Raw genomic sequence first — 26,030 nt, forward strand, 5'->3', positions numbered from 1 at the left:
ATATGCTCGGGCACCTCGATGGCGAAGCACGCCGTCGCCTGTGGGGGGAGGTGCATGGTTCGTGCGCGCACGAAGATTGCTGGCCGCATCACTCGGGATCATGCTTGGCGCGGGTCTGGTCAACGTCATCGCCATGCCGGCACAGGCTTACGAGTGGCGGGACGTGGGCAAGTCCGGCTGGGCCTACACGGACTCTCAACTGCCGGACAGGTCGTTCGTCAACGCCGCCGGTGATGCACCGATCGGTGCCTGGGCAGATGCTGGCGGCAACAAGCACAAGTCCCGGTCCTACTTCACCTTCGACATCTCGCGCTTCCGTGGGGCCGTCATCCACAAGGCGGACCTCGTCATCGCGGAGCGATCGGCGGCCGACTGCGCGTCGGCCCAGCCGGTCGAGCTCTGGCGCACTGATCCGATCAAGGCGACCACAAGCTGGGAGTCGACCCCGCGCCACCGTGAGCTGCTCGGCACCGTCCAGGCTGGCGGCGCGGCCACCTGCCCCGGCTATCTGGTGTGGGACATCATGCCCGCGTTACAGAAGCTGGCAAACCAGGACGAGCAGACCCTCACCATCGAGATCCGCGTGCCGCACGGCTACGAAGGCAAGCTCTCCCACGGCCGTAAGCTCCGCCCGTTCCCGGTGATCCACAGTGTGGCCAACCACGCGCCGACGGTGGCGCAGATCGGGCTCGAGTTTCCGTCGTGGTCCTGCGGTTCGAAGGAGAACCCGCAGCCCGTGGGGCCGCGCTACTACAGCCTGATGGTCCGGGGCGCGGACGCGGACAGCAACGATTCCAGTTTCAACGGGCAGTTCGCCGCCTGGCCGGTCGGCCATGAGGACCAGCGTTCCGAGCGGTTCGGATCGAGTTACGGAAGCACCCTTTCCAAGGTCGGCTGGGACATGTCGCAGTACCCGCACGGCACCGTGGTGGCCTGGACCGCCCGTGCCTACGACGGTCACGACTACTCGGCGTGGGCCGAGCCGTGCTACGTGAAGGTGGACGGGCAGCGGCCGGCCGCACCCGTGGTCACCTCGGCGAAGTACCCGAATGACGGCCAGCCGCATGGCGGTTCGGGAGTTCCGGGCACGTTCACCTTCACGGCAAACGGATCGCCGGACGTGGTCGGCTACTACTGGGGGCGCTTCGGCGAGACGTACAACTACATCCCCGCGCCCGCACCCGGCGCGGCCGTCACGCTTGAATACACGCCGACCTCGTTCAGTGAGTCGCTGAGCGTGCGCAGTGTGGACAGCGCGTCCAACTCCTCCGAGGTGACCGAATATCGGTTCTTCGTGCGATCCACGGCACCGCAGGTGCGGGTGACGGTGGGTGGTGTCGGCCTGCCGAGCCAACTGGCGATCTCGACCAATGTCGAGGGGGTCACCGAGTTCGGCTACAAGATCGGTGACGGCGACGAGGTCAGGGTCCCGGCGGACGCCGATGGCACAACCGACGTCCCGGTGGTGTTCACGCAGTCTGGTTCCATCAAGCTCCAGGTGCGCAGCTACGTCGGAACCGAGTTCGTCGGCGCGCACACGGAGGATGTGTCGGTCCGCGACACCCCGTTCGTGGAGTCGGCCGACTTCGCATTCCCGGACCACGACGGTGTGGTCGATCGTCCGGGCAGCTTCACCTTCCGGCCCGGCCGCGCCGGGGTGGTGGCGTACGAGTACGCGTTCCTCTACGACGAGATGCAACGCATTGACGCGGCAGCAGACGGCACCGCGGTGCTGCGCTGGACGCCGACGGAGCCGAACTGGTACATGCTGAACGTGCGCAGCATCAGCGCCGACGGCACCGTCTCCGAGGTCGAGCAGTACCAGTTCAATGTCATCGATACCAAGCCGACCGTCTACTCCAGCACGTACTACGAGTACGGCGCGTGGGGCGGCGTGGGCATCCCCGGTGAGTTCAACTTCGACACCGCGATGCCGGACGTGGACGTCTACCTCTACCGGCTCAACGACGGGCCCGAGCAGATCGCGGACCCGGAGTACAGCTGGGCTCAGGTGACGCTCGCCCCTGATCGCTCCGGCAGCAATACGCTGACGGTACGTACGCGTTTCCTGGACGGGTCCTTCTCGCCGACGCGGACCTACACGTTCGAGGTCAGCGATGCACCGGTGGTGACGTCCAGCGATTACCCCGAGAACGGCGCCGCCGGCCAGCCTGGCCAGCCGGGTCGGTTCACCTTCAACCCGGGCCGCTCCGACGTGGTGGAGTACCGCTACGTGCTGGAGTACAGCGGCGAAGAGCAGGTTGTGGCCGCTGGAACGGACGGTAAGGCAACGATCGAGATCACGCCGACGCATCCCGGGTACACCCTGTTGACGGTCACCAGCCGGGCGGCCGATGGCACGGTTAGCGCGGAGCGGCGGTACTACTTCCGCGTACGCGACCCGCGCGTGAATGTGAGTAGCGCGTACGACGAGTACACCCCCCGTGGCGGGATCGGCGCGATCGGCAGGTTCGGGGTCTACACCGAGATCAGCGAGGTGACGACCTTCGAGTACCAGCTCAACGGCGGCGCCTGGCAGAGCGTGCCGAAGACTCCCGACGCGCTGGTCACCGACATCTCGGTGACCATGGATCGCAACGGCGCGAACGCCTTCTCGGTACGGGGCCGAACCGCGGCGGGCGAGTACACGCCACAGACGGACTACCCCTTCCTGGTCGGCACGGCGCCGCTGGTGTCGTCGAGTACCTACCCGGCCAACCAGTGGGCCGGTGGCGTGGGCGTGCCGGGTGAGTTCACCTTCACCCAGGGCAGTCCGGGCGTCGTGGAGTTCGAGTACACGGTCGATGACGGCCAGCCGGTGATGGTGGCGGCGAATGCCGCCGGGGTTGCCACCGCAAGCTACACGCCGACCTCGGCGAGTTCGCACACCATGAGGGTGCGCGGACGTACGGCCGACGGAGTATGGACCGACACGACGAACTACTACTTCCTGGTCGACTTCTCCTGACCAGGCGTTGACGCGGCGGGCCGTCCCGGATGGGGCGGCCCGCCCTCCTGTCTCCGGTCGGATGTTGCGGGTTGTCAACCCCGCCGGCCGGCCCGGGGCAGCGCCAGGAAGATGCGCCAGGCGTCGGGGGCGAACGTGAGGGTGGGGCCGGAGCGGTCCTTGCTGTCCCGGACCAGCACCACCCCGGGCGGACCGGACCGGTCTGCTGGTCTACCTGGGCCTGCTGATGGCGGAGGCCGGCGACCAGCTCGCCCCGCTCAACGGGCACGCCCGCCCCGCCGACCTGCACGACCGCTTCCTCGGTTGGGCGCGGGCCCGGGGCGGCACAATGTTTCACGTGAATCATGAGCCGGGTGCCGAGATCCACCACACCGACCCGTTCGCCGTGCCGGCCGGGCAGCGTTCACCGGTACGCCGGCTGCGCGGGCGGCTCGCTGCCCCGGTCACCCTCTGGACCGCGCCGGGGCCGGCCGGGCTGACCGTCTCGTCCACCCTGGTCGCCGAGGGCGAGCCGGACCGGCTGCTCGGGCTGATCGACCCCGAGTCGGACCTGTGGGCGGCGGTCGAGGAGGCGGGTCGCTTCGCGGTCTGCCCGCTGGGCCCGTCGCACCGGCAGCTCGCCGACCGGTTCGCCGGCCTCTTCCCGTCCCCCGGCGGTCTCTTCGCCACCGGCAGGTGGACCGACACCCCCTACGGCCCGGTGCCGACCGACGCCGGCGGGTGGGCCGGCTGCCGGCTCGACACCGCCCGGGAGTACGGCTGGGGACTGCTGGTCGAGGCCACCATCGAGGCGATCGACCTGGCCGAGGAGACCGCCCCGCTGCTGCACTACCGGGGGCGGTACCGCGAGCTGACCGACTGAACGGCGACCGGTCAACGCAGTGACCTGGGTCACTCGGCGCAGCCGGACCACCATTCGGCGCAGCCGACGACCGACGCCGGTCTCGGCCTTCCCAGGCGGGGAGCGCGCTCCTTACCGTGCGCGAAACTCCCCACGCCTGTGAAGGTGGTGATCCACAGATGTCCACGGACACACCCGCGTCCGCGCCGGCCGACTCCGCCGCGGAGCGGTACCTCGCCGTACAACGGTCGGACGAGTTCGCCGGGTTGCGACGCGCGCTGCGCGGCTTCGTCTTCCCGATGACCGTCGCGTTCTTCCTGTGGTACGCGCTCTACGTCATCCTCTCCGCCTACGCGCGGGGCTTCATGGGCACGAAGCTCTTCGGCAGCCACATCAACGTCGCCCTCGTCTTCGGCCTGCTCCAGTTCGTCTCGACGTTCGTCATCGCCTGGCTCTACTCGCGGTTCGCCGACCGGCGGATCGATCCGGTCGCCGACCGGATCCGTGCCGAGATCGGGGAGGTGACCCATGAACACGGTCCTCGCGGCTGAGGCGGGCAGCACGACCGCCCGGAACCTCACCATCACGCTCTTCCTGATCTTCGTGGCGATCACGCTGGCCATCACCATCTGGGCCAGCCGGCAGACGAAGACGGCGACCGACTTCTACGCCGGCGGGCGCTCCTTCTCCGGCTTCCAGAACGGCATGGCGATCGGCGGCGACTACATGTCGGCCGCGTCCTTCCTGGGCATCGCCGGCATCATCGCCCTCTACGGCTACGACGGCTTCCTCTACTCCATCGGCTTCCTGGTCGCCTGGCTGGTGGCGCTGCTGCTCGTCGCCGAGCTGCTGCGCAACTCCGGCCGGTACACGATGGCCGACGTGCTGGCGTTCCGGATGCGCCAGCGCCCGGTCCGGACGGCCGCCGCGGTCTCCACCATCACGGTGTCGATCTTCTACCTGCTGGCCCAGATGGTCGGCGCGGGCGCGCTGGTCGCGCTGCTGCTCGGCATCAAGCCGGGCACCACCTTCCTCGGGATGGACGCCGACACGGCGAAGGTCGCGACCATCATCATGGTCGGCGCCCTGATGATCATCTACGTCACCGTGGGCGGCATGAAGGGCACCACGTACGTCCAGATCGTCAAGGCATTCCTGCTGATGACCGGCGCGATCGTGATGACCCTGCTGGTGCTGGCGAAGTACAAGTTCAACCTGTCGTCGCTGCTCGGCGACGCGGCCTCCGCCTCCGGCAAGGGTTCCGCCTTCCTCGAACCCGGGCTGCGGTACGGCGTGGAAACGCCCGGCGACGCGTTGAAGACCTTCTACAGCAAGATGGACCTGCTCTCGCTCGGCATAGCGCTGGTCCTCGGCACCGCCGGTCTGCCGCACATCCTGATCCGCTTCTACACCGTGCCGACCGCCAAGGCGGCCCGGAAGAGCGTGCTCTGGGCGATCGGCATCATCGGTACCTTCTACCTGCTCACGCTGGCCCTCGGCTTCGGCGCGGCGGCGCTGGTCGGCGGGCAGGCGATCACCGCGCAGGACAAGGCCGGCAACACCGCCGCGCCGCAGCTCGCCGAAGCGCTCGGCCGGGACTTCTTCGGCGGCAGCCTGGGCGGCGCGACACTGCTGGCGATCATCGCGGCGGTCGCCTTCGCCACCATCCTGGCGGTGGTCGCCGGGCTCACCCTGGCGTCCTCGTCCAGCCTGGCGCACGACTTCTACGCCAACGTGATGAAGAACGGGCAGGCGTCGGAGCGCCAGGAGGTGAACGTCGCCCGGATCTCCGCCCTGGTCATCGGCGCGATCTCGATCGTCCTGTCCATCTTCGCGCAGAGCCTGAACGTGGCGTTCCTGGTGGCGCTGGCCTTCGCGGTCGCCGCCTCCGGCAACCTGCCGGCGATCCTCTACAGCCTGTTCTGGAGGCGGTTCAACACCTCCGGCGCGGTCTGGGCGATCTACGGCGGCCTGCTCGCCGCCGTGGTGCTGGTCTTCTTCTCCCCGGTGGTCTCCGGGGCGCCGACGGCCATGTTCCCCGAGCACGACTGGCACTGGTTCCCGCTGTCCAACCCGGGCCTCATCTCCATCCCGTTCGGTTTCCTCTGCGGCTGGATCGGCACGCTGATCTCGAAGGAGCACGACGAGGAGAAGTACGCGGAGCTGGAGGTGCGCGCGCTCACCGGCTCGGGCGCCCACTGACGCTCGCCGTGACGAGGGGCCCCGCCGAGCCGGCGGGGCCCCTCGCCATATGCCGCACCACGCGGAAAAGGCACGCTGAGTAGGCTGGCCGGCATGAAGGTAGAGCCCCGCTTCGGACCCGGACATCGCATCCTCGTCACCGGCGGCGCCGGCTTCGTGCCGTCCCACCTGGTCGACGCCCTCATCGCCCGCGGCTGCACCGTCGTGGTGCTGGACAACTTCGTCACGGGTTCCAAGGACAACGTCGCCCACCTGTTCGAGAAGCCGACCTTCACCCTGGTTGAGGCGGACATCTCCGAAGGGCTGCCGACCGACCACCCGGCGCTGGCCGAGCGCTTCGACGCGATCCTGCACATGGCCTCCCCGGCCAGCCCCACCGACTTCGAGAAGCTGCCGGTGGAGATCCTGCGGGTCGGCTCGGTGGCCACCCTGCACCTGCTGGAGCGGGCCACCGCCGACGGCGCCCGGTTCCTGATGGCCTCCACCTCCGAGGCGTACGGGGACCCGAAGGAGCACCCGCAGCGCGAGACCTACTGGGGCAACGTCAACCCGATCGGCGTGCGCAGCGTCTACGACGAGGCGAAGCGCTTTTCGGAGGCGGCCACCATGGCGTACCACCGCAGCCGGGGCACGGACACCGCGATCGTCCGGATCTTCAACACGTACGGCCCGCGGATGCGCCCGGACGACGGCCGAGCGATCCCGACCTTCATCTCCCAGGCGCTGCGCGGCGAGCCGATCACCGTGCACGGCACCGGCAACCAGACCCGCTCGATCTGCTACGTCGACGACCTGGTGCGCGGCATCCTGCTGCTGCTCGACTCGACCGAGACGGGCCCGATCAACTGCGGCACCGAGCACGAGATGTCGATGCGGCAACTCGCCGAACTGATCGTGTCACTCTCCGGAAGCAGCTCCGAGGTGAGCTACATCACCCGCAGCGCGGACGACCCGGAGATGCGCCGGCCGGACCTCACCCTCGCCCGGGAGCTGCTCGGATACGAGCCCACCGTGGCGCCCGAAGACGGCCTGGGACGCACGATCGAGTACTTCCGCGAGCGGCTAGGGTACTGAACCCGCCTGGAAGGACGCAGACACCGACCCGCACCTGAGGGCGCTACTGGCTCAACCGACCTACCCTCGGTTACATGTCAGCGACCACCACAGTTGGCGTCCCGCTCCCGTACCTGCTTCGGAGCGCGGGCCGCGCCCAGGTCCCCGGCTCCGGCCGGAGTTCCACCGGGCGCGCCCGCGCCACCGAGGCCCAGAGGTACCCGTCGTACGACGAGGAGCCGCGCCCCGGCGGCCCCGGCGGGCCGGGCGGACCCGCCGGCCCGGGTGGCCCGGGCGGCGCCGGCGGGCCGGGCCGGCGCGGTCCGCGCCCGCGTTGGGGCCGGATCGGTCTGGTGGCCGGCGTCGCGGTGCTGGTGCTCGCGCTGCTCGGCGGCGCGGGCGCCTGGTTCTACGCCCGCAACCTCAACAACGACCTGGCCCGCACCGATCCCTTCTCGGAGATCACCGGGGGCCGGCCCGCCAAGACCGTCGACGGCGCGCTGAACATCCTGCTGGTCGGCAGCGACTCCCGGGACCCGGACGCCCCGGTGGAGAGCGCCGGCAAGTGGCGGGCGGACACGCTGATCGTGATGCACATCCCGGCCGACCACAAGCAGGCCTACCTGGTCTCCATTCCGCGCGACCTCTACGTGCGGATCCCGGAGAACGCGGGCGCGGACTGCGACTCCGGCCAGCGCGCGAAGGTCAACGCGGCGTTCGCGTTCGGTGGCCTGCCGCTCGCGGTGAAGACCGTCGAGTGCTTCAGCGACGTGCGGATCGACCACGTCATGGCGATCGACTTCGCCGGGTTCAAGGAGGTCACCGACGCGCTCGGCGGGGTGGACCTGAAGGTGGAGCGGACCATCACCTCGATCCACAAGCCGTACCGGACGTTCACGAAGGGCGTGAACCACATGGACGGCGCGGAGGCGCTGGACTGGATCCGCCAGCGCAAGCAGTTCCCCGAGGGGGACTTCGCCCGGATGCGCCACCAGCAGGAATTCCTCAAGGCGCTGATGGACAAGGCGGCGAGCACCGGCACATTGACCAACCCGAAGAAGCTGAACGCTTTCCTCAGGTCGGTGACCGACGCGGCCACCGTCGACCAGGGGTTCTCGCTCGTCGACATGGCGATGCAGTTCCGCAGCCTGCGCGGCGAGAACCTAACCTTCATCACCAGCCCCAACGTGGGCAGTCAGACGATCAACGGCGAGTCGGTGGTGGTCTCCGACCGGGAGCAGGCCCTCGCGATGTACAAGGCGATGTCGGCGGACACCATGGCCGACTGGATCAAGGCCAACCAGGAGAGCGGCGCGGGGAACGGCGGCTGACGCCCACCCCTCCGGAATACCCCACCGGTCGGCGGTCAAGGCTCCTCCACGGCGAGCCAACCGCCGACCGGTCCTTTTCAATTGGCCGTTCGGCCGAACCACGATGACGAGTGCCGGGATTGGCGGGAATAGTTCCCTGCGGAGGTCGCAACAACGGGTACGGGTACGTACAGTGGTCGAGCCCCCCGATCATCGAGCTGGAGCACGCATGCCGGTTCAGACCAGCCGTCGCCCTCAGTCACCGGATCCCGGAGCACCCGGCCGGGTGCCGCCCCTCATCCCCACGCAGCCCGGCCCCGGCGGCCGCGGCAACGGAGGGTCCAAGAAGCGCAGCCGTCGCAAGGACCCGCTCTGGGCCCGACTCACGGTGATCTTCGGCGCGGTGCTGATGATGACCAGCGGCCTCGCCATCGTCGGCAGCAAGGCCGTGATCGGCCAGGCCACCGGCAGCATCGCGCAGCGCAACCTGCTCGGCGACGCGGGCAAGACCGACGCCGAGGGCGGCAACAGCCTCGACGGCCCGATCGACATGCTGCTGCTCGGCGTCGACGCCCGGGCCCGCTGGGCCGCCGACGACGTCCGCTCGGACACGATCATCATCCTGCACATCCCGGCCACCCACGACCAGGCTTACCTGATCTCGATCCCCCGGGACACCGAGGCGCAGATCCCGGCGTTCAAGGAGAGCGGTTTCCGGGGCGGCACCGACAAGATCAACGCGGCCTTCCAGGCGGGCGCCCGCAACGGCGGCGGCTGGGAGGGCGGCGCCCAGCTGATGGCCAAGACCATCAAGAACATGACCGGGATCAGCTTCGACGGCGCCGCGATCATCAACTTCGGCGGCTTCAAGAGCGTCATCGACGCCCTCGGCACCGTCCGGATCTGTGTCAGCCACGAGGTCAAGTCGCACCACATGTCGATGGTCGACGGCAAGCCGATGTGGAACGCGGACGCGAAGAAGTCCGGCAAGTCCTACACGCCGGTGGTGCACAAGAAGGGCTGCAGGGAAATGGCGGGCTGGGAGGCGCTCGACTTCGCCCGCCAGCGCTACGGCCTGCCGAACAGCGACTACGACCGCCAGCAGAACCAGCAGCAGCTGATCAAGGCGATGGCCAAGAAGGCCACCCAGAACGGCACGCTGACCAACCCGATCAAGCTGAACCAGTTGATCAAAGCGGCCGGCAAGGCCTTCATCCTCGACACCGGCGGCGTGCCGATCGACGACTTCATCTACACGATGAAGGGCGTCACCGGCAACGACCTCACCACGCTGCGCACCAACGGCGGCACCTACAGCCCCAACGCGGACCACACGCGGGAGTCCCTCAACCAGCTGAGCATGGACATGTTCCAGGCGGTCAAGGACGACAAGCTCGCCGAGTTCGTGGTGGCCAACCCGAGCGTCCTCTCCACCCGTAAGTGACCCGGCGTCTCTGACCCGAGCACCGGCGGTGGCTGCGAAAGCGGCCACCGCCGGTGTGTTTCGCCCGTAGCCTGACGTGAGCGGGTCTCACGTATCGGGTGCGGGAGGGGTGTCACGTCCAGGCCAGCACGGACCAGACGCGGGCGGGCCGGACGCGGCGCCCACCTCCCCCGGTTCCTGCTCGGCACGGGCCTCGCCCTGGTCCTGCTCGCCACCATCGCCGTGACCGGGCTGCACTGGCTGACCAACCGGTACGACCGCGCCGTGGTCAAGGAGGAACTGCTCGACCCGGCCGCCCGACAGCGGCGGACCGACCTCTCCGGCGCGCTCAACTACCTCCTCGTCGGCTCCGACCACCGCACCGGCGCCAGCGCCGAGGACCAGCGCTCGGACAGCATCCTCATCGTGCACGTGCCGGCCGGCATGCGGCAGGCGTACCTGATCTCCATCCCCCGGGACCTGCTGGTCGCCATCCCGCCCGCACCGGGCTACAGCGGCGGCCAGGACAAGATCAACGCCGCGTACGAGCACGGCGGCGGCGGCCAGGCCGGCGCCCGGCTGCTCTCCGCCACCCTGACCCGGCTCACCGGCATCCGCTTCGACGGGGCCGCGCTGGTCGACTTCTCCGGCTTCAAGGAGGTGATCGACCTGCTCGGCGGCATCCGGATGTGCGTGGACACCGAGGTCCGCTCGATCCACACGAAGACCCTCTTCACCCCCGGCTGTCAGCAGATGGACGGCGCGCGGACGCTGGACTACGTCCGGCAGCGCTACGACCTGCCCGGCGGCGACTTCGACCGGCAGCGGCACCAGCAGCAGATGCTCCGCGCCGTGCTTGACAAGGCCAGCGAGACGCACCTGCGCAGCGACCCGGTGAAGCTCGACCAGGTGCTCCGGGCGGTGGGCGGCTCGCTGACCGTGGACACCAACGGCGTGCCGCTGGAGGACCTGCTGCTCGACTTCCGGTCGCTGCCCGCGGACGCGCTGCGCGGGGTGCAGGTCCCGTCCTACCCGCAGACCATCGACGAGGTCTCCTACGTGGTGCTCGACAACGGCGGCAACGGGCTCTTCGACGCGGTCCGGGGCACCCGGCTGCCCGAGTGGGCCGGAGCCAATCCCCGATGGGTCAACCGGTTGTGACCGGACCGGCCCGACTAGGCTTGGTAGCCGTGTTCGGACCCCAGGTTCCCAGCGTGCCCGCGTCGGCCGTGCCCGACGACACCTATCTGCTCGACGTCCGGGAGGACGACGAGTGGAGCGCCGGCCACGCGCCGGCCGCCCACCACCTCCCGATGATGGAGCTGCCCGCCCGGCTCGCCGAGGTGCCGAACGACCGGGAGGTCGCGGTGATCTGCCGCTCCGGCGGGCGGTCCGCGCAGGTCGTCACCTACCTGATGCGCAACGGGTGGGATCAGGTGCGCAACGTCGAGGGCGGGATGGGTGACTGGGCCGCCGCCGGCCGGCCAGTGGTCACCGACGACGGGCAGCCGGGCCGGGTCGTCTAGGGACCGAGCGGCATGGGCGACCCCCTGGTCTTCGCGCACCGCGGCTCCTCGTACGACCTGCCCGAGCACACCCTCGCCGCCTACCTGCGCGCCCTCGACGAGGGCGCCGACGGCCTGGAGTGCGACGTCCGGCTGACCCGGGACGGGCACCTGGTCTGCGTGCACGACCGCCGGCTGGACCGGACCAGCAACGGCCACGGGCTGGTCAGCGCGCGGACGCTCGCCGAGCTGGAGACGCTCGACTTCGGCTCCTGGCACCCGGGCGGGGTGCCGGGCGACGGCGACGAGCGGCTCGACGAGTCGCACACCCGGCTGCTCACCCTGGAGCGGCTGCTCGACGCCGTGCTGGCCGCCGGCCGGCCGGTCCGGCTGCTGGTGGAGACGAAGCACCCCTCGCGGTACGGCGGGGACGTGGAGCGCCGCCTGGTCACCCTGCTGCGCCGGTACGGCCTCGCCGACCCGACGCCAAACAACCCGGTGAGCGTCACCGTGATGTCCTTCTCCCCGCTGGCCGTACGCCGGATCCGCGACCTCGCCCCCGCCCTGCCCACGGTGCTGCTGCTGGAGGTGCTGCCGCGCTGGCTGCGGCTGGGCCGGCTGCCGTTCGGCACCCGGATCGCCGGGCCGGGGATCGGGCTGCTCCGGGCCCGGCCGCAGCTCGTCCCCGCGCTGCGGGCGGCCGGCAACCAGGTGTACGTCTGGACGGTCAACGAGCCCGACGACCTGGAGCTGGTCCTGGACGCCGGGGTGGACGGGGTGATCACCGACCGGCCGGCCCACACGCTGGCCCGGCTCGGCCGCTGAGCTCCGCCGGTCGGCCCGGCGGTCGGTGCGGGTCGGCCGGGCGGGGGTGTCCCCGGGCCGGCCGGCCGGGGCACACTCGGGACATGCCGGAGCGAACCGACTACAGCGCCCTCATCGCCGGCCACACCAACGTCATTCAGATGATCAACTCCGGGGGTTCCGGGCTGCCCGTCCTCACCCGGCTGCTCCGGGTGGTCCAGCCGGCGATCGGCGCGGCCAGCCTGGCGTTCGTGGAGTTCGCCCCCACCGGCGGCCGGGTGATCGCGGCGACCGGCGCCGCCGAGTGGGCCATCGGCCGGCCGCTGCCGGTCGCCGACCCGGCCACCGTCCGCCTCCTCTCCGGCCCCGCGGTACGCCAGGTGCGGGTGGACCGGATCCCGGGCGCGCTCGCCGACGAGCTGGCCGACCGGGGCCTGCTGCGCATGATCGTGGCGCGCGCCGAGATCGGCGGCCTGACCGTGGGCAGCCTGCACGCCCTCTACCCGGACGGCGACCCGGAGGACACCTCCCAGCACGCCGTCCTCGGCTACGTCGCCGCCTGCATCGCGCACATGTACGGCGACCAGACCGGCCTGCCCGTGCACGGCGACGGCCCGGTGGTGGCGGCCCTCGCCGACGGGCTGGCGGTGGTGGACCGGGACCACCACGTCCGGCTCTGGAACCCGGCCGCCGCCCAGGTCACCGGCCGCTCGACCGGGGAGTCGCTGAACCGCCCGCTGCCCTTCCCGCTGCCCCCGCCGGGGCAGGTGCTCGACCACCGGATGCCCGACGGCCGCTGGCTGCGGGTCACCTCCGGGGAGCTGCCCGGCCCCGGCACGCTGCGGGTGGTCACCTTCCGCGACATCACCGACCAGCAGCGGCGCGACCACGACCGGGACCTCTTCGTCGCGGTGACCAGCCACGAGCTGCGTACCCCGGTCACCGTCATCAAGGGGTACGCGGACACCCTCACCGACCACTGGGAGTCGCTCCACGACGACGACCGGCGGCAGGCGGCCCGGATCATCGGGCAGCGGGCCAACGAGCTGGCGCGGCTCGTCGACCGGCTGCTCTCCGCGGCCACCGACAGCCGGCCCGGCGGCGAGCCGACCACTCCCTTCGACCTCGCCGACGCCCTCCGCGCCGCGGTGCCCGACCTGCCGGCCGACGTCCGGCACCGGATCGTCCTGGACCTGCCGGACGACCTGCCCAAGGCGCGCGGTGACCGGCACATCCTGGCCACCGTGCTGACCGAGCTGAGCACCAACGCCGGGAAGTACTCGCTGCCCGGCACCCCGATCGAGGTGGGCGCGTCGGCCAGCGACGGGACGGTCTCCTTCCGGGTCGCCGACCGGGGCATCGGCATCCGTCCCGAGCACGTGGAGCGGGCGTTCGACCGGTTCTGGCAGGGCGAGTCGGGCGACCGGCGGCGCTATCCCGGGGCCGGGCTCGGTCTCTACCTCGTCCGGCAGATCGTTGAACAGCAGAATGGATGGGTATCCCTCCGTCCGAGGGCCGGTGGCGGTACCGTCGCAGAGGTGCGGCTGCCGCGGGGATGATCCCGGCGCCGACGGGGGTGGAGAGGGACGACGGTGTCGACGGGTTCGGCCGAACGATCGTGGTGCGTGGTGGTGCCCCACCACGCGACCGGCGCGCGCCTGGCCCGGCACCGGCTCGCCGACGAGCTGGCCGACGTCGTACCGCCGATCCTCCTCGCCGACCTGGTCGCGGTCCTCGCCGAACTGGTCGGCAACGCCGTGCGGCACGCCGACCCGCTGCCCGGCGGGGTGGTCCGGGTGGCCTGGCGGCTGCGGTCGACCGCCGATGGGCAGCGCGTCCAGCTCCGGGTCACCGACGGCGGCTCCGGCGCCGGCCCGCTGATGCGGGCGGCCAGCCCGGACGCCGCCGACGGGCGGGGGCTGCACATCGTCTCCGGCCTGGCCAGCCGCTGGGGGGTCGAGCGGGACGGCCTCGGCCAGAGCGTCTGGGCCGAGTTCGACCCGGTCGCGACGCCCCGGCCGGACCTGGTCGCGGCCGGCTGAGCGGGTCCCGGGGGCGGGTCGTTCCCACCGCGCGCCGGCCCGGCATCTAGGCTGTCTCGCCGTGAGCAAGCGTCGAAAGAGCCAGCGGGCCGCCGAAGCCACCCCCAAGCGGGAGAAGGTGCGCGACATCTTCGTGCCCCGCCCGTTCGAGGGGCTGGTGGACGAGCCGGAGTGGATCGCCCTGCGCGAGCTGGTCCCGGCCGCCTCCGCGCCGCTGCGGCTGACCCCCGAGCTGGTCGAGGAGTACGGCGACCGCCCGGTCACCCTGGCCACCGTGCTGCCGATGGCCGCCCCGGCGATGACCAAGCCGGACGGGCGGATCCTGATCGGCCTCCAGCGGCACCAGCAGTCCGGCGACGTCTCCCGGGACCTGGCCGAGGCGCTGCTCTCCGCGCTGCGGACCGAGCCGGGCGGCCAGGTCACCGTGCCGCCGCTGCCCGGTCCCGGCCCCCGCCTCCAGGACATCCTGGCGGACGGCCCGCTGGAGATCACCATGCACGACGGCTTCGAGTTCTGGCTCGACCCGGGAGCGGCCGACGACCCGACCGTGCAGGCGTCCCTGGAACGCGCCAACGCGGCGGTCTACCCGACCGTCCGGCTGGCCGCCGCCCGGGCCGCGTACTGGTGCCAGGTGCCGGAGAAGGCCCACGTGCGCTGGGTGCTGCCGGACGACGAGGACGTCGCGCTCGACGCGCTGTCCCGGCTGAGCGTGGCCGGCACCCTGACCCTCGGGGAGAACACCCGCTTCGCCGGCATGTTCCGGGCGCACGGCCGGCTGGTGCCGGTGTGGGACCTGCCCGAGCAGACCCCGGCGGCCGAGTGGGAGGCGCCGGTGGCCGCGTTCGCCGACCGGTACGCCGAGGCGCTCAAGGAGACCGAGCCGCTGGACGCGGCGGGCCGGCGGGCGCGGCACGGCCTGGTCGGCCGGCAGCTCACCCTCCGCTGACCCGACCGTCCTGACGGGCCCGCCGGACACCTCGCGCCGGGCGGGCCCGTACCGGTCCGCGGTCCGTCCGGGTCAGCGGCGCAGCGGCTCGCGGACCAGTGGGCAGGACATGCAGCGCGGACCGCCCCGGCCGGAACCCAGCTCGGAGCCGGCGATCGCGATCACCTCGATGCCGGCCCGCTCCAGCTGGGCGTTGGTCTCCACGTTGCGCTCGTAGCCCACGCAGAGCCGGGGGGCGAGGGCGAGGGTGTTGTTCCCGTCGTCCCACTGCTCCCGCTCGGCGGTCACCGGGTCCAGGCCGGTGTCGATGACCCGGAGCTGGTCCAGGTCCATCGCGTCGGCGGCGGCCCGCAGGAAGGGCGCCGGCCCGTCGACCCGCGGCTCGTCGCCGTCCGCGCCGGCGATGACCGTGTACGCCGACAGGGTGCTGGCGATGTTCGGGTACATCAGCACGGCGTCCACGTCGACCATCGTGCAGACGGTGTCCAGGTGCATGGTGGCCCGCTCCTGCGCGATCGGCACCACCAGGATGGTGTGCGCCAGGCCGGCGGCGAAGACCTGCCGAGCGAGCCGTTCCGCGCCGGCCGGGGTGGTCCGCTCGCCCACCCCGACGGCGAGCACGCCCGGCGCCAGCAGCAGCACGTCGCCGCCCTCCAGGTGCTCCATCTCCGGGTGGTAGACGAACTCGGTGCCGGCGAAGCGCGGGTGGTACCGGTAGATGGCGTCGGTCAGCGTGGTCTCCCGCCGCCGGGCCACCATGGCCAGGCTGGTCACCCCGACCCGGTCGCCGATCCAGACCGAGGAGTCCCGGGTGAACAGCAGGTTCGGCAGCGGGTCGATGACGAAGTCGTGCCGGTCCATCAGCGTCCAGACCAGGCCGCCGGGGCGGTCCCGGCCCAGCCGCAGCTCCTCGTGGGCGAGCCCGGCGGTGAACACGTCGGCGAGGGCGGCCGGGTCGAGGTAGGCGAGATGGTCGGCGATCCGGCGGCGGAGGGTGTCGCCGAGCCGGGGCGAGCGCAGCACCAGGTCGGTGAGTTCGGCCCGGGCGTCGGCCACGGCGAGCGTCTCGGCCAGCAGGGTGGCCAGGTAGAGCACCTCCACCCCGCGACCGCGCAGCGCGGCGGCGAACGCGTCGTGCTCCTCCTGCGCCCGGCCGACCCATGGGATGGCGTCGAAGAGCAACGAGTCGTTGTTGCGTGGGGTGAGCCGGGCGAGTTCCGGGCCGGGCCGGTGCAGCAGCACCGTGCCGAGCCGGGCGACCTCGCTGTCGACGTAGTGGGTCACCTTCGCAGCGTAGGGCAGGGGTTCCGCAGCATCCGGAAAAGAAGTGTGAATGAATATGGCATTCATCCGCACTCATTCCGATGCTCCAACTTGCCGAACACCGGGGTCCGCAACGTAGGGTAGTGAAGACATAACTTCGAGGGACCTTTTGCCGGAGGTCGCGATGACTGTCTTTCCCGCCCGTCGAGCCGTACCCACCCGGGCACTGCCGCCCGTCGCGGTGCCACAGCCCAGGATCGAGTCCACCTCGGTCCTCGAACCGGCCCGACCGACTCCACTGGAGTGGGCCCGCCGTCGTCGGGCCGAGCGGGGCGCCCGCCGGCTGGAGGCGGCCGGAGCCCGCGCCCTGGGCCAGCTCGACCACCTCGGTCCCGCCTGGCACGTCATCGAGTGGCCGCGTACGGACGCCGTGGACGTCCTGCTCGACCACGACCGGGACGACCGCGCCGGCTTCCTGGCCATCGGCCCGAGCGGCCTCTTCGCGGTCACCATCGCCGACCACGGCCGCGCCCGGGTGCTCGTCGCCGGCGACGTCGTACAGATCAACGGCAAGCGTCCGTCCTATGTGGCCGAGGCGCGCCGGGACGCGAAGCGGGCGAGCAAGGCGCTCTCCGAGGCGGTCGGCCTGCCGATCCCGGTGAGCCCGGTGCTGACCTTCGTCGGGTCCGGCGTGATCAGCGTGTACGGCCTGCCGAAGGACTGCCTGATGGCGACCCACCGGGAGCTGGACCGGCTCCTCGTCGCCGGCGGAAACCGGATCAGCCCCGCCACCGCCGAGAAGCTCTCCCGGGTCGCCCAGGACCCGAACACCTGGCTCAACGGCACGTACCGTCCAGCAGCCGACTACCGGTGGTATGACGAGGGCCGAACGGCCGCTGACAAGCGGGCCGCCCGCCGGTAACGTCACCGGCGACGCCACGCGTCCGGGGATCCGTCTCGGCAGCTCCGTCGGTCCGCACCGACGCCGGCCGCCCGGTCACCGAGCACCCGGCCCACCGACACCTGTCCCGCGGTGCCACCGGCGCCCCGGGCAACCGAGGAGCACCGATTTCCGGTGCACCCGAACGCGGTCGGGCGGCCGTCGCGGCGACCGGATAGCGTGGACAGACCGTCGGTGCAATGAGGAGGCGCGGTGGCCCACGTCGAGCTCTCGCTCTCGGAAGTGTTCGCGCCCGCCGCAGAGACACCGACAGAGCAGGAGTCCGACAACTTCGGGCAGTGGTCGACCACCGTCTTCCACGCCGCCGAGCCCTGCCTGCTGATCGACGCCGACACCACGGTGGTGGCCGTCTCCGCGTCCGGGTGCGAGCTGCTCTGCCTGGGCGCGCCGGAGGACGTGATCGGGCGGCCGCTGCTGGAGGGCGGTCTGCGCCTGGTCGACTTCACCGCCAACCGCAGCGAGCTGACCGAGCAGGAGACGGACAAGATCCCGCCGCTGCTCGCCCTGCACTCCGGCCGGCTGGCCCGCGGGCTGCTCCGGATCCAGGGGTCCGGGCCCGACGCGCCGGGCACCACCGTCGATGCGATCTCGACGCCGGTGCTCACCGACGGCTCGGTCGCCGGCTCACTCACCTTCTTCTCCGAGGTCTGAACTGCGACAACGGATGGCACTCGCCGCACCCGACGGTGCTGGGGCCGACCCTCACCGAGGACGTATGGTGCCCACATGCTCGATGTCGCTCTGTTGCCGGGCGAGTACGCCGTGTGCCGACTGCCGGCGGGCTCCAGCCTCTCCCCGACCCTCTGGGGCGGGCTGTGCGACCACGACGTGGTGACGGTGAGCTGGAGCGTTAACGGGATCTCCCTGATCTGTCCCGCCCGCCGGGTGCCGGAGCAGGCGGTGGTGGAGACGGACTGGCGGTGCCTGCGGATCGTCGATCCGCTCGACCTGGTCGTCACCGACACCCTCGCCGCGCTGGTCGACCCGCTGGCCCGGGCCCGGGTGAACGTGGTGGCGTTCTCCACGTACGACACCGACCACGTGCTGGTTCCCGCGGTGCGGCTGGTCGAGGCGACGGCCGCGCTGGAGCGGGCCGGGCACCGCGTCCACAAGTGACGTTCACCCCGCCGCCCGATCCTCCTACGATGGGGTCGGCCACCCCGGCCGCAACGACGTCCGCCGATTCCGAGGATCGGACCGTGCCACCCAGCGCATCCCGCCCCACCATTCGCCGACGGCTGACCGTCCCGGTCACGCTGCTCGCGCTGCTGCCCCTCGCCGCCTGCGGCACCCCACCCGAGCTGCGCGGACCGGCCCAGCAGACCGCCACCGCCCCGACCGCGACCGGCACCCCCGGCGCGCCCACGCCGAGCGCCACCCCGACGGCGCCGACCACGCCGACGGCCACCGCCACCAGCGCGGACCTGGTCGCCGGACCCTGCCCGGCCGGCCCGTCCGGAGACCGGGTGGTCTCGCTGCTGCGCGGTGCGGCCGGGGTCCTGCCCCGGGACGTCCGGGTCCGGGTCCGGACCGGGCCGCTCTGCGCCGGGGACTGGCAGTACACCGTGCTCGACGTGACCGGGCACGAGGAGCTCCAGGTGGTCACCCGGGGCCGGCCGGGGGCACTGGAGCTGGTCACCGCCGGGACGGACGTCTGCGGGGCCGAGGTACGCGCCGCCGGACCGCCCGGCATCCGGACGTTGGCCTGCGACGGCACTCCGGGTGCGTAGGCTGGTCGCCATGCCCGGAACACCGCCGACCCGCTACGTCTACCTGGGGCCCGAGGGCACCTTCGCCGAGCAGGCGCTGCGTACCGTGCCCGCCGCCGAGCGGGGCAGCCGCACGCCGGCCCGCAGCGTCGGCGAGGCGCTGGACAGCGTACGGGCCGGGGACGCCGACGCCGCCCTGGTGCCGCTGGAGAACTCGATCGGCGGCGCGGTCGGGGTGACCCTCGACGAGATGGCCGAGGGCGAGCCGCTGGTGATCACCCGGGAGGTAATCCTGCCGGTGGAGTTCGTGCTGGCCGCCCGCCCGGGGACCAGCCTCGCCGACGTCCGCAGCGTGGCGGCGCACCCGCAGGCGTCCACCCAGTGCCGGGGCTGGCTCCGCGACCACCTGCCCGACGCGACGGTGGTCGACGTGCTCTCCAACGGCGCCGCCGCGGCCGGCGCGGCCGGCGGCGAGTACGACGCGGCGGTCTGCGCCCCGATCGGGGCGTCCCGGCACCGGCTGACGGTGCTCGCCGACAAGATCGCCGACCACCCGGACGCGGTGACCCGGTTCGCCCTGGTCTCGCGCCCCGGCCCGCCCCCGCCGCCGACCGGGGACGACGTAACCTCGCTGGCCGTCTACATCGCCCACGACCGGGTGGGCGCCCTGCTCTCCGTGCTGATGGAGCTGGCCGTCCGGGGGATCAACCTGACCCGGATCGAGTCCCGCCCGACCGGCGAGGCGCTCGGCCGGTACGTCTTCTTCCTCGACTGCACCGGCCACGTCGCCGACGTCCGGCTCGGCGAGGCGCTGCAGGGGCTGCGGCGGGTCTGCGCCGACGTGCGCTTCCTCGGCTCGTACCCCCGGCACCGCTGGAGCCCGGCGGCGGCCGAACGGCCGGTCCCCGCCCCGGCCGGCCTCTCCGACGCCGACTACGCCGACGCGGCGGCCTGGCTGTCCCGGCTGCGCGCCGGCGAGCTGAGCTGACGGTGCGGGGACGCCCGGACGGGGCGTCCCGCGCATCGGGCGGTCACTGCAGCAGGCCCCCGAGCAGGCCGCCCTGCTGCTGCTGGACGCCGCTGCCCTGCACCGGCGGCTCCTCGGAGGGCTGCACCACCACGAAGCCCTGACCGGCGAAGCTCATCGTGAACGCCTCGCCGGTGCTGCGGCCGAGCAGCGTGCCCAGGCCGAGCTGCTCCGCCCGGTGGTAGCCGGTCTGCAGGTTGGCCGACCAGCAGACCGCCGCCTGCGGGTCGACGTAGGTGGGCTGGTCGACGTTGAGCACCACCGGGGTGCCCTTGGTGGTGATCGCGATCCGGCCATGACCGGTGAAGACGCAGTTGAACAGGCCGGACGAGGACGCCATGCCGGCGCCGCCGACCATCTTGATGTCGTACTGGAGGCTGGAGTCGAAGGCGAGCACGCTGGAGCCGTTGATCGACAGCGCGTCGCCGGGCTCCAGGTCGATGATGTGCACGTCCTTGGCGAGCTCGGCGAGGAAGACGTCGCCGTGGCCGGAGAGCTTCATCAGCGGGACGCCCTCGCCGGTCAGGCGCTGCTTGATGAACTTGCCGATGCCGCCGGAACCGAGCGCCTGGAACTGCACCTGCCCCTGGTACGCGACCATGGACCCGACCCGGGCCATCGCCTCGCCGTTCAGCTCGATCTTCAACATCTTGGAGTTCTGCAGCCGCATGCCCGGCTGCTGGGACTCCTTCTCAAGGTTCTCCGCGGAGAAGAGCGCGCTGCGCATGGGTTTCCTCCTGCATCGGGATGTGCCTCTCCCGCAGGCTAGGCGAGCCGCGCAACGGCCGGCATCGGCCGAGCGGGGCGGAGCGGTCAGCCCCAGCCGAGCGCGTGCAGCCGGGCGTCGTCGATGCCGAAGTGGTGGGCGATCTCGTGCACCACGGTCACCGCCACCTCGTCGACGACGTCCTCCTCCGTGTCGCAGATCCGCAGGATCGGACGCCGGAAGATGAGGATGCGGTCCGGGAGGACGCCGGAGTAGTCCCAGCCCCGCTCGGTCAGCGCGTGCCCCTCGTAGAGGCCGAGCAGGTGCTCGCCCGGCGGCGGATCGTCCTCGACCAGGATCACCACGTTGCTCATCAGCCCGAGCAGCTCCTCGGGCACCTCGTCGAGGGCCTCGCCGACCAGCTCCTCGAACCGTTCACGGTTCATCTCCACCGGCACGCCCCCCATCCTCCCCGACCCGGGTGCGTTCCCACCCATCAAGATCGCTAGAAAATCACGGAGAGAGTGCCCACCGGCGTACGGATGAGCACTCTGTCCGGGAGAGCGCGGCGCGGGAGTGGATCAGGAGGCGATGCGGGCGGTGAGGCTGATCTGCGCGCCCGGGGAGAGCAGCCGCGAGATCGGGCAGTTCTCCTTGGCGGCCTCGGCCAGCTTGGTGAACTGGGCCTCGTCCATGCCCGGGACCTGGCCGACCGTCTCCAGGTCGATCCGGGTCACGGTCATGCCCGCGTCGGTCTTGTCGAAGTGGACCTTGGCGGTGGTCTCCACCGAGGTGTCGGTCGCGCCCGCGTCGGCGAGCTGCTTGGAGAGGGCCATCGAGAAGCAGCCCGCGTGCGCGGCGCCGATCAGCTCCTCGGGGTTGGTCCCCTCACCCTCCTCGAAGCGCGACTTGAACGAGTAGTTCCCGGTCAGCCCGCCCTTTCCGGTGCGGACGGTCCCGGCACCCTCGGTGAGGTTGCCCTGCCAACGTGCGGAAGCGGTACGGATAGGCATGCCCCGACGCTAACCGAAACCGGGCGGCCCCGCACCGACCAGCGCGGACGAGCGGCGACAACCGGCCGCCCGACTCGCGGTACCCGTCGCCGAGTGCCGGCTGTGTCATGATTCGGCACAGGCCCACGCGCGGAAGGGTGGCCGATGTCCCAGGATCTCCCCATCCCCAGGCAGGACAACCGGTCCGACGGGACGACCGTCGTGGAGTGGGGCGAGGGGGAACCCGCACCGCCGGGCCGGGCCGGACGCTCGCTGGCCGGGCTGCGGCGGGACCACCGGCTGCCGCTGGTGCTCGCCGGGCTCGGCGCGGTGGCCGCGGTCGCCTCGCTGATCGGCGAGTGGCTGGTGATGACGGTCCCGAACGGCGGCCCGGAGGGGAACACCTCGATCCGGGTCCCGGGCGGGGTGGCCAACGTGGACGGCTTCGGGGTCGGCTACCTGGTGGGCCTGCTCGGCCTCGCCGGCGCGGTGGCGCTGGCCCTGGGCGGCACCCCCGCGGTCCGGCACAACGCCCGGGTGGCCGGTCTCGGCCTCGCGGTGGCGGTGCTTGCCGTACTGACCGCGACCACGTTCTCCCTCGACGACCTGGGCCAGCGGACGCTCTTCTACTCCTCGGAGGCGGGGATCCGGGTCGACTACGGCCGGGGGCTGGTGACCGCGTTCCTGGCTACCGTCCTGCTCGCGGCCGCGCTGCACCTCACCGGCCGGACCGCGCCCGCGCGGGCCGCCGAGCCCGGGGCGGAGCCGGAAGCCGGGCCGCCCGGCCGGGGTCGCCGCCGGGAACGGGGGTGGGCGGACGACGACCTCCCGCCCGCCCCGGCCGACCTGACGGTCCAGCCCACCGTGCCGTTCGCCCGCCCCGAGCCGCCGGCCTGATCGAGGGCCGACGGACCGTCACCGGGCGGTCGCCGCGGGTTGGTGCCCGATTCGCCGGGAAGCCATGGATGCGACCTGTTCCGCGAGGTACGGTTGCTGCCCGCCGGTCGTGGGCCGAGGCATCGACGACCAGGACGGCTGGCACGACGGCGGCGGGCGAAGGAGGAACCATGACCCGCCCGGGACTGCCCAAGTTGATCGCCACCGACCTCGACGGGACGCTCGTCCGCAGCGACGACACCGTCTCCGCGTACACCCACGAGGTGCTCGACCGGGTGCGGGCCGCCGGGATCCCGGTGGTCGGCGCGACCGGTCGCGGACCCCGCCTGACCGAGCTGACCCGCAACGACATCCGCGCCGCCGACTTCCTGGTGATGGCCGGCGGGGGACGGGTGGTCGACCAGAGCGACCCGACCGGCCCGGTGGTGCTGCGTGACGAACGTCTCCCCGGTCCGGTGCTCGCCCGGCTCCTCGCCGACCTGGAGGCGGCGGTCGGCCCGCTCACCGTCATGGTCGAGGCCTCCGACGAGCACGACGCCCCGCTCTGGGGCGACTACCACCCGAGCTGGCCCTACCCGGACCGCTTCGAGGCGCGCAGCCGCGCGGAGTGCGTCTCCTCGGACGTGATCAAGGCGTTCGCCCGGACCGCCGACCACCACGTCGACGAGCTGCTGGCCGCGGCCCGCCGGATCGTCCCGCCGGAGACGGCCACGCTCACCCAGGCCGGGCTCGGCTTCATCGAGATCTGCCCGCCCGGGGTGGACAAGTCGACCGGGCTCAGCGTGGTCGCGCAGACCCTCGGGGTCGACCCGGCCGAGGTGCTGGTCTTCGGCGACATGCCCAACGACCTGCCGATGTTCGCCTGGGCGGGCTGGGCGCGGGTGGCGGTCGCCAACGCCCACCCGGAGGTCCGCGCCGCGGCCGACGAGGTGACCCTGCGCAACGATGACGACGGCGTCGCCGTCTACCTGGACCGACTACTCTCCCGCTGATGGGAGAGGCACCTCGGCTGGTCGCGACGGACATCGACGGCACCCTGCTCCGGGACGACCGGACGCTCAGCCCGCACACCGCGGCGGTGCTGGCCCGGATCTCCGCGCAGGGCACGCCGGTCGTGCTGGTCACCGGCCGGCCCATCCGCTGGCTCCAGCTCGTGTACGACCAGCTCGCCGAGCCGCTCCCGGCGATCTGCGCCAACGGCGCGGTGGTCTACGACCCGGTCGCCGACGAGGTGCTGCGGGCCGACCCGTTGGCCCCGGAACTGCTGGCGGAGGTGGCCCGGCGGCTGCGGGCCGAGGTGCCCGAGGTGAGCTTCGCGGTGGAGATCGTGGACAGCCGGCAGATGCGGCACGAGGCGCACTACCCGCTGCGCTGGGACGCCGACCACGACGCCATCCGGGCGGTCGAGTCCCCCGAGGAGCTGCTCTCCGCCCCGGCGGTCAAGCTGCTGGCCCGCGCCGGCGAGCAGGACCCGGACGCGTTCGTCCAACTGGTGGCGGGGGCGCTGGCGGGGCTGGCCGAGGCGACCCACTCGTCGTACACCGGGCTGGTGGAGATCTCCGCCGCCGGGGTGACCAAGGCGGCCGGGCTGGCCTGGTACTGCGCCCGGCTCGGCATCGACGAGCGGGACGTGCTGGCCTTCGGCGACATGCCGAACGACGTACCGATGCTGACCTGGGCCGGCCGGTCGGTGGCCGTCGCCAACGCGCACCCCGCCGTCCTGGAGATCGCCGACGAGGTAACGGCGGCGAACTCCGCGGACGGCGTGGCCGCGTACCTGGAGAAGGTCTTCGGGGTGGGCTGAGCGGGCCGGGCGCCCGCGTGCTCGCGGCGCCCGGGCCCGGTCAGAGGTACTGGCCGGTGCCGTGCCCCTCGCCGCCCTGCGGCTGGCCCATGCCGGGCATCCCCGGCATGACCCCGGTGGGGCCGCTGGGCAGCGCCTGCCGGCCGGACCGCATCTGCTCCAGCTGCACCCGGGCGGCCATCTGCTGGGCGACCAGGGCCGCCTGGATGCCGTGGAACAGCCCCTCCAGCCAGCCCACCAGCTGGGCGTGGGCGATCCGCAGCTCGCTCTCGCTGGGCGCCTTGTCCTCGGCGAAGGGCAGCGAGATCCGCTCCAGCTCCTCGCGCAGCTCGGGGGCGAGCCCCTCTTTCAGCTCGACGATCGAGCGCTCGTGGATCTCGCGCATCCGGTGCCGGCTGGCGTCGTCGAGGGGCGCCGCCTTCACCTCCTCCAGCAGCTGCTTGATCATGCTGCCGATCCGCATCACCTTGGCCGGCTGCTCGACCAGGCGGGTGGGGTCCTCGCCCTGCCCCTCCTCGGTCTGCACGGTGCCGACCGGCCGGCCGTCCGGACCGACCACCACCACGGTGCCGGGGATCCCGTCGGTGCCCTGCTCGTCGTTCTGTCCACCGGAAGGCGCTTCGGTCATGGGTCCCATCTTTACCCAGCGCCCGCCACCCGCGCGCGGCGGGACCGGGTCCCGGGCCGGAACCACCCGGCCGGGCGCGCTACCGTCCCGGTCATGCCCGCAGACCCACGCGCCGTGCTGACCCGGCCCGCCCCGGCGCCGGACGCCACGGTCGCCTACGGCGAGCACCCCGAACAGGTCGCCGACCTGCGCCGGCCCGCCGGCGACGGCCCGGCCCGTCCGCTGGTCGTCGTGGTGCACGGCGGGTTCTGGCGGGCGGAGTACGACCGGAGCCACACCGGCCCGATGGCCGCGGCGCTCGCCGCGCTCGGCCACCCGGTCGCCCAGGTCGAGTACCGGCGCACCGGACAGCCCGACGGGGGCTGGCCGCACACGCTGACCGACGTGCTGGCCGGGGTGGCCGCGCTGCCCGGGCTGGCCGCCGCCGCGATGCCGGGGCGGGTGGCCGGCGTACCGCCGATCCTGGTGGGCCACTCGGCCGGCGGTCACCTGGCGCTCTACGTCGCGGCGCACGCGCCGGGGACGGTCGGCGGCGTGCTGGCGCTGGCCCCGGTGGCCGACCTCGCCGAGGCGTACCGCCTGGACCTGGACGCGGGGGCGGTGGCCGCACTGCTCGGCGGCGGCCCGGCGGACGTGCCCGACCGGTACGCGGCGGCCGATCCATCGGCGTTGGTGCCGATTCGAGTACGGACCGTAGTCATCCACGGCGGGCAGGATCGCCAGGTGCCGGTGCGGATGAGCCGCTCCTGGGCCGCCGCGGCCCGGGCCGCCGGCTCCCCCACCACCCTCGTCGAGCTGCCCGAATGCGAGCATTTCGGGCTGATCGCGCCCGGCTCCGCGGCCTGGCCCCGGGTGGTCGACGCGTTGCGGTCCTTGCACGATGATCTTCAGGGCATTGACGCAGAGTCGCCAACCAGGTAGAACGCCGAGGGGGCGCTGAGCCCCTGCA

General features: G+C 72.3%; 27 protein-coding genes and 1 pseudogene. 22 read left to right on the forward strand and 6 right to left on the reverse strand.

What is annotated here, in order from left to right:
- The first annotated feature begins 61 nt into the window (after window positions 1-61).
- Complete coding sequence (locus ACTWO6_RS32715) at window positions 62-2,968, forward strand: hypothetical protein (protein ID WP_446217504.1); 2,907 nt, start codon at window positions 62-64, stop codon at window positions 2,966-2,968.
- Window positions 2,969-3,042: 74 nt separating this feature from the next.
- Here ACTWO6_RS32715 and ACTWO6_RS32720 read toward each other — a convergent pair.
- Window positions 3,043-3,153 (reverse strand): annotated as a pseudogene (locus ACTWO6_RS32720) (DUF397 domain-containing protein); the annotation flags it as partial.
- Between the two features lie 41 nt (window positions 3,154-3,194).
- Between ACTWO6_RS32720 and ACTWO6_RS32725 the strand changes: the two are divergent.
- The 12 genes from ACTWO6_RS32725 (at window position 3,195) to ACTWO6_RS32780 (ending at window position 15,094) form a co-directional block, all read left to right on the forward strand.
- A complete protein-coding gene (locus ACTWO6_RS32725) occupies window positions 3,195-3,830 on the forward strand; it encodes a flavin reductase family protein (RefSeq protein WP_446217505.1) in 636 nt (211 codons plus the stop codon).
- A gap of 158 nt (window positions 3,831-3,988) precedes the next feature.
- Window positions 3,989-4,360, forward strand: a complete 372-nt coding sequence (locus ACTWO6_RS32730) for a DUF485 domain-containing protein (RefSeq protein WP_446217506.1) — start codon at window positions 3,989-3,991, stop codon at window positions 4,358-4,360.
- Window positions 4,338-6,011, forward strand: coding sequence for a solute symporter family protein (locus ACTWO6_RS32735; RefSeq protein ID WP_446217507.1), 1,674 nt, complete (start codon window positions 4,338-4,340; stop codon window positions 6,009-6,011). The genes ACTWO6_RS32730 and ACTWO6_RS32735 overlap by 23 nt, the downstream gene beginning before the upstream one ends.
- 93 nt (window positions 6,012-6,104) lie before the next feature.
- Window positions 6,105-7,085, forward strand: a complete 981-nt coding sequence (locus ACTWO6_RS32740; RefSeq protein WP_109803789.1) for an NAD-dependent epimerase/dehydratase family protein — start codon at window positions 6,105-6,107, stop codon at window positions 7,083-7,085.
- 74 nt (window positions 7,086-7,159) lie between these two features.
- Window positions 7,160-8,395 carry an LCP family protein gene (locus tag ACTWO6_RS32745; protein WP_446217508.1) on the forward strand — a complete coding sequence of 412 codons (1,236 nt, stop codon included), beginning with the start codon at window positions 7,160-7,162 and terminating at the stop codon, window positions 8,393-8,395.
- A 208-nt stretch (window positions 8,396-8,603) separates the two neighbouring features.
- Entirely contained in the window at window positions 8,604-9,818 is a 1,215-nt protein-coding gene (locus ACTWO6_RS32750; RefSeq protein ID WP_446217509.1) for an LCP family protein, read from the forward strand.
- Between the two features lie 222 nt (window positions 9,819-10,040).
- Window positions 10,041-10,958: an LCP family protein gene (locus ACTWO6_RS32755; protein ID WP_446217510.1), complete on the forward strand. Its 918-nt coding sequence runs from the start codon at window positions 10,041-10,043 to the stop codon at window positions 10,956-10,958.
- A 29-nt stretch (window positions 10,959-10,987) separates the two neighbouring features.
- On the forward strand, window positions 10,988-11,323 hold the full coding sequence (locus ACTWO6_RS32760) for a rhodanese-like domain-containing protein (protein ID WP_446217511.1): 336 nt from the start codon (window positions 10,988-10,990) through the stop codon (window positions 11,321-11,323).
- Window positions 11,324-11,335: 12 nt separating this feature from the next.
- Window positions 11,336-12,127, forward strand: a complete 792-nt coding sequence (locus tag ACTWO6_RS32765) for a glycerophosphodiester phosphodiesterase (protein ID WP_446217512.1) — start codon at window positions 11,336-11,338, stop codon at window positions 12,125-12,127.
- Window positions 12,128-12,210: 83 nt separating this feature from the next.
- Window positions 12,211-13,665 (forward strand): ATP-binding protein, encoded by a 1,455-nt coding sequence (locus ACTWO6_RS32770; protein ID WP_446217513.1) that lies wholly within the window; start codon window positions 12,211-12,213, stop codon window positions 13,663-13,665.
- Window positions 13,666-13,731: 66 nt separating this feature from the next.
- A complete protein-coding gene (locus tag ACTWO6_RS32775; protein ID WP_446217514.1) occupies window positions 13,732-14,148 on the forward strand; it encodes an ATP-binding protein in 417 nt (138 codons plus the stop codon).
- A 61-nt stretch (window positions 14,149-14,209) separates the two neighbouring features.
- On the forward strand, window positions 14,210-15,094 hold the full coding sequence (locus ACTWO6_RS32780; RefSeq protein WP_446217515.1) for a DUF5926 family protein: 885 nt from the start codon (window positions 14,210-14,212) through the stop codon (window positions 15,092-15,094).
- A 72-nt stretch (window positions 15,095-15,166) separates the two neighbouring features.
- On the opposite strand, the gene ACTWO6_RS32785 is transcribed toward ACTWO6_RS32780, so the two are convergent.
- The gene (locus ACTWO6_RS32785; RefSeq protein WP_446217516.1) at window positions 15,167-16,378 is read right to left on the reverse strand and encodes an arginine deiminase; all 1,212 of its coding nucleotides are present in this window, start codon (window positions 16,376-16,378) and stop codon (window positions 15,167-15,169) included.
- Window positions 16,379-16,541: 163 nt separating this feature from the next.
- On the opposite strand from ACTWO6_RS32785, the gene ACTWO6_RS32790 reads away from it, so the two are divergent.
- From ACTWO6_RS32790 to pheA, 5 genes are all read left to right on the forward strand, one after another.
- The gene (locus tag ACTWO6_RS32790) at window positions 16,542-17,279 is read left to right on the forward strand and encodes a hypothetical protein (RefSeq protein WP_446217517.1); all 738 of its coding nucleotides are present in this window, start codon (window positions 16,542-16,544) and stop codon (window positions 17,277-17,279) included.
- A gap of 231 nt (window positions 17,280-17,510) precedes the next feature.
- Complete coding sequence (locus ACTWO6_RS32795) at window positions 17,511-17,969, forward strand: PAS domain-containing protein (RefSeq protein WP_446217518.1); 459 nt, start codon at window positions 17,511-17,513, stop codon at window positions 17,967-17,969.
- A 75-nt stretch (window positions 17,970-18,044) separates the two neighbouring features.
- Window positions 18,045-18,434: an ACT domain-containing protein gene (locus ACTWO6_RS32800; protein ID WP_446217519.1), complete on the forward strand. Its 390-nt coding sequence runs from the start codon at window positions 18,045-18,047 to the stop codon at window positions 18,432-18,434.
- A gap of 122 nt (window positions 18,435-18,556) precedes the next feature.
- Window positions 18,557-19,048 carry a hypothetical protein gene (locus ACTWO6_RS32805; protein WP_446220847.1) on the forward strand — a complete coding sequence of 164 codons (492 nt, stop codon included), beginning with the start codon at window positions 18,557-18,559 and terminating at the stop codon, window positions 19,046-19,048.
- Between the two features lie 10 nt (window positions 19,049-19,058).
- Window positions 19,059-20,015: a prephenate dehydratase gene (pheA, locus tag ACTWO6_RS32810; RefSeq protein WP_130330062.1), complete on the forward strand. Its 957-nt coding sequence runs from the start codon at window positions 19,059-19,061 to the stop codon at window positions 20,013-20,015.
- A 43-nt stretch (window positions 20,016-20,058) separates the two neighbouring features.
- Here the strand turns inward: pheA and ACTWO6_RS32815 are convergent, their stop codons facing one another.
- From ACTWO6_RS32815 to ACTWO6_RS32825, 3 genes are all read right to left on the reverse strand, one after another.
- The gene (locus ACTWO6_RS32815; RefSeq protein WP_446217520.1) at window positions 20,059-20,781 is read right to left on the reverse strand and encodes an AIM24 family protein; all 723 of its coding nucleotides are present in this window, start codon (window positions 20,779-20,781) and stop codon (window positions 20,059-20,061) included.
- An 86-nt stretch (window positions 20,782-20,867) separates the two neighbouring features.
- Entirely contained in the window at window positions 20,868-21,212 is a 345-nt protein-coding gene (locus ACTWO6_RS32820; RefSeq protein ID WP_446220848.1) for a metallopeptidase family protein, read from the reverse strand.
- 129 nt (window positions 21,213-21,341) lie between these two features.
- Complete coding sequence (locus ACTWO6_RS32825) at window positions 21,342-21,773, reverse strand: OsmC family protein (protein WP_446217521.1); 432 nt, start codon at window positions 21,771-21,773, stop codon at window positions 21,342-21,344.
- A 144-nt stretch (window positions 21,774-21,917) separates the two neighbouring features.
- On the opposite strand from ACTWO6_RS32825, the gene ACTWO6_RS32830 reads away from it, so the two are divergent.
- The 3 genes from ACTWO6_RS32830 to ACTWO6_RS32840 all read left to right on the forward strand — a co-directional run bounded on the left by ACTWO6_RS32830 (window position 21,918) and on the right by ACTWO6_RS32840 (window position 24,453).
- On the forward strand, window positions 21,918-22,649 hold the full coding sequence (locus ACTWO6_RS32830) for a hypothetical protein (RefSeq protein WP_446217522.1): 732 nt from the start codon (window positions 21,918-21,920) through the stop codon (window positions 22,647-22,649).
- A gap of 170 nt (window positions 22,650-22,819) precedes the next feature.
- The gene (locus tag ACTWO6_RS32835) at window positions 22,820-23,641 is read left to right on the forward strand and encodes an HAD family hydrolase (RefSeq protein WP_446217523.1); all 822 of its coding nucleotides are present in this window, start codon (window positions 22,820-22,822) and stop codon (window positions 23,639-23,641) included.
- Window positions 23,641-24,453, forward strand: coding sequence for an HAD family hydrolase (locus ACTWO6_RS32840; RefSeq protein WP_446217524.1), 813 nt, complete (start codon window positions 23,641-23,643; stop codon window positions 24,451-24,453). The genes ACTWO6_RS32835 and ACTWO6_RS32840 overlap by 1 nt, the downstream gene beginning before the upstream one ends.
- Window positions 24,454-24,493: 40 nt before the next feature.
- On the opposite strand, the gene ACTWO6_RS32845 is transcribed toward ACTWO6_RS32840, so the two are convergent.
- Window positions 24,494-25,090, reverse strand: coding sequence for a bacterial proteasome activator family protein (locus ACTWO6_RS32845; RefSeq protein ID WP_446217525.1), 597 nt, complete (start codon window positions 25,088-25,090; stop codon window positions 24,494-24,496).
- An 84-nt stretch (window positions 25,091-25,174) separates the two neighbouring features.
- Between ACTWO6_RS32845 and ACTWO6_RS32850 the strand changes: the two genes are divergently transcribed.
- Window positions 25,175-26,002 carry an alpha/beta hydrolase family protein gene (locus ACTWO6_RS32850; protein WP_446217526.1) on the forward strand — a complete coding sequence of 276 codons (828 nt, stop codon included), beginning with the start codon at window positions 25,175-25,177 and terminating at the stop codon, window positions 26,000-26,002.
- Window positions 26,003-26,030 lie beyond the last annotated feature (28 nt).

Source organism: Micromonospora sp. IBHARD004 (assembly GCF_052814115.1).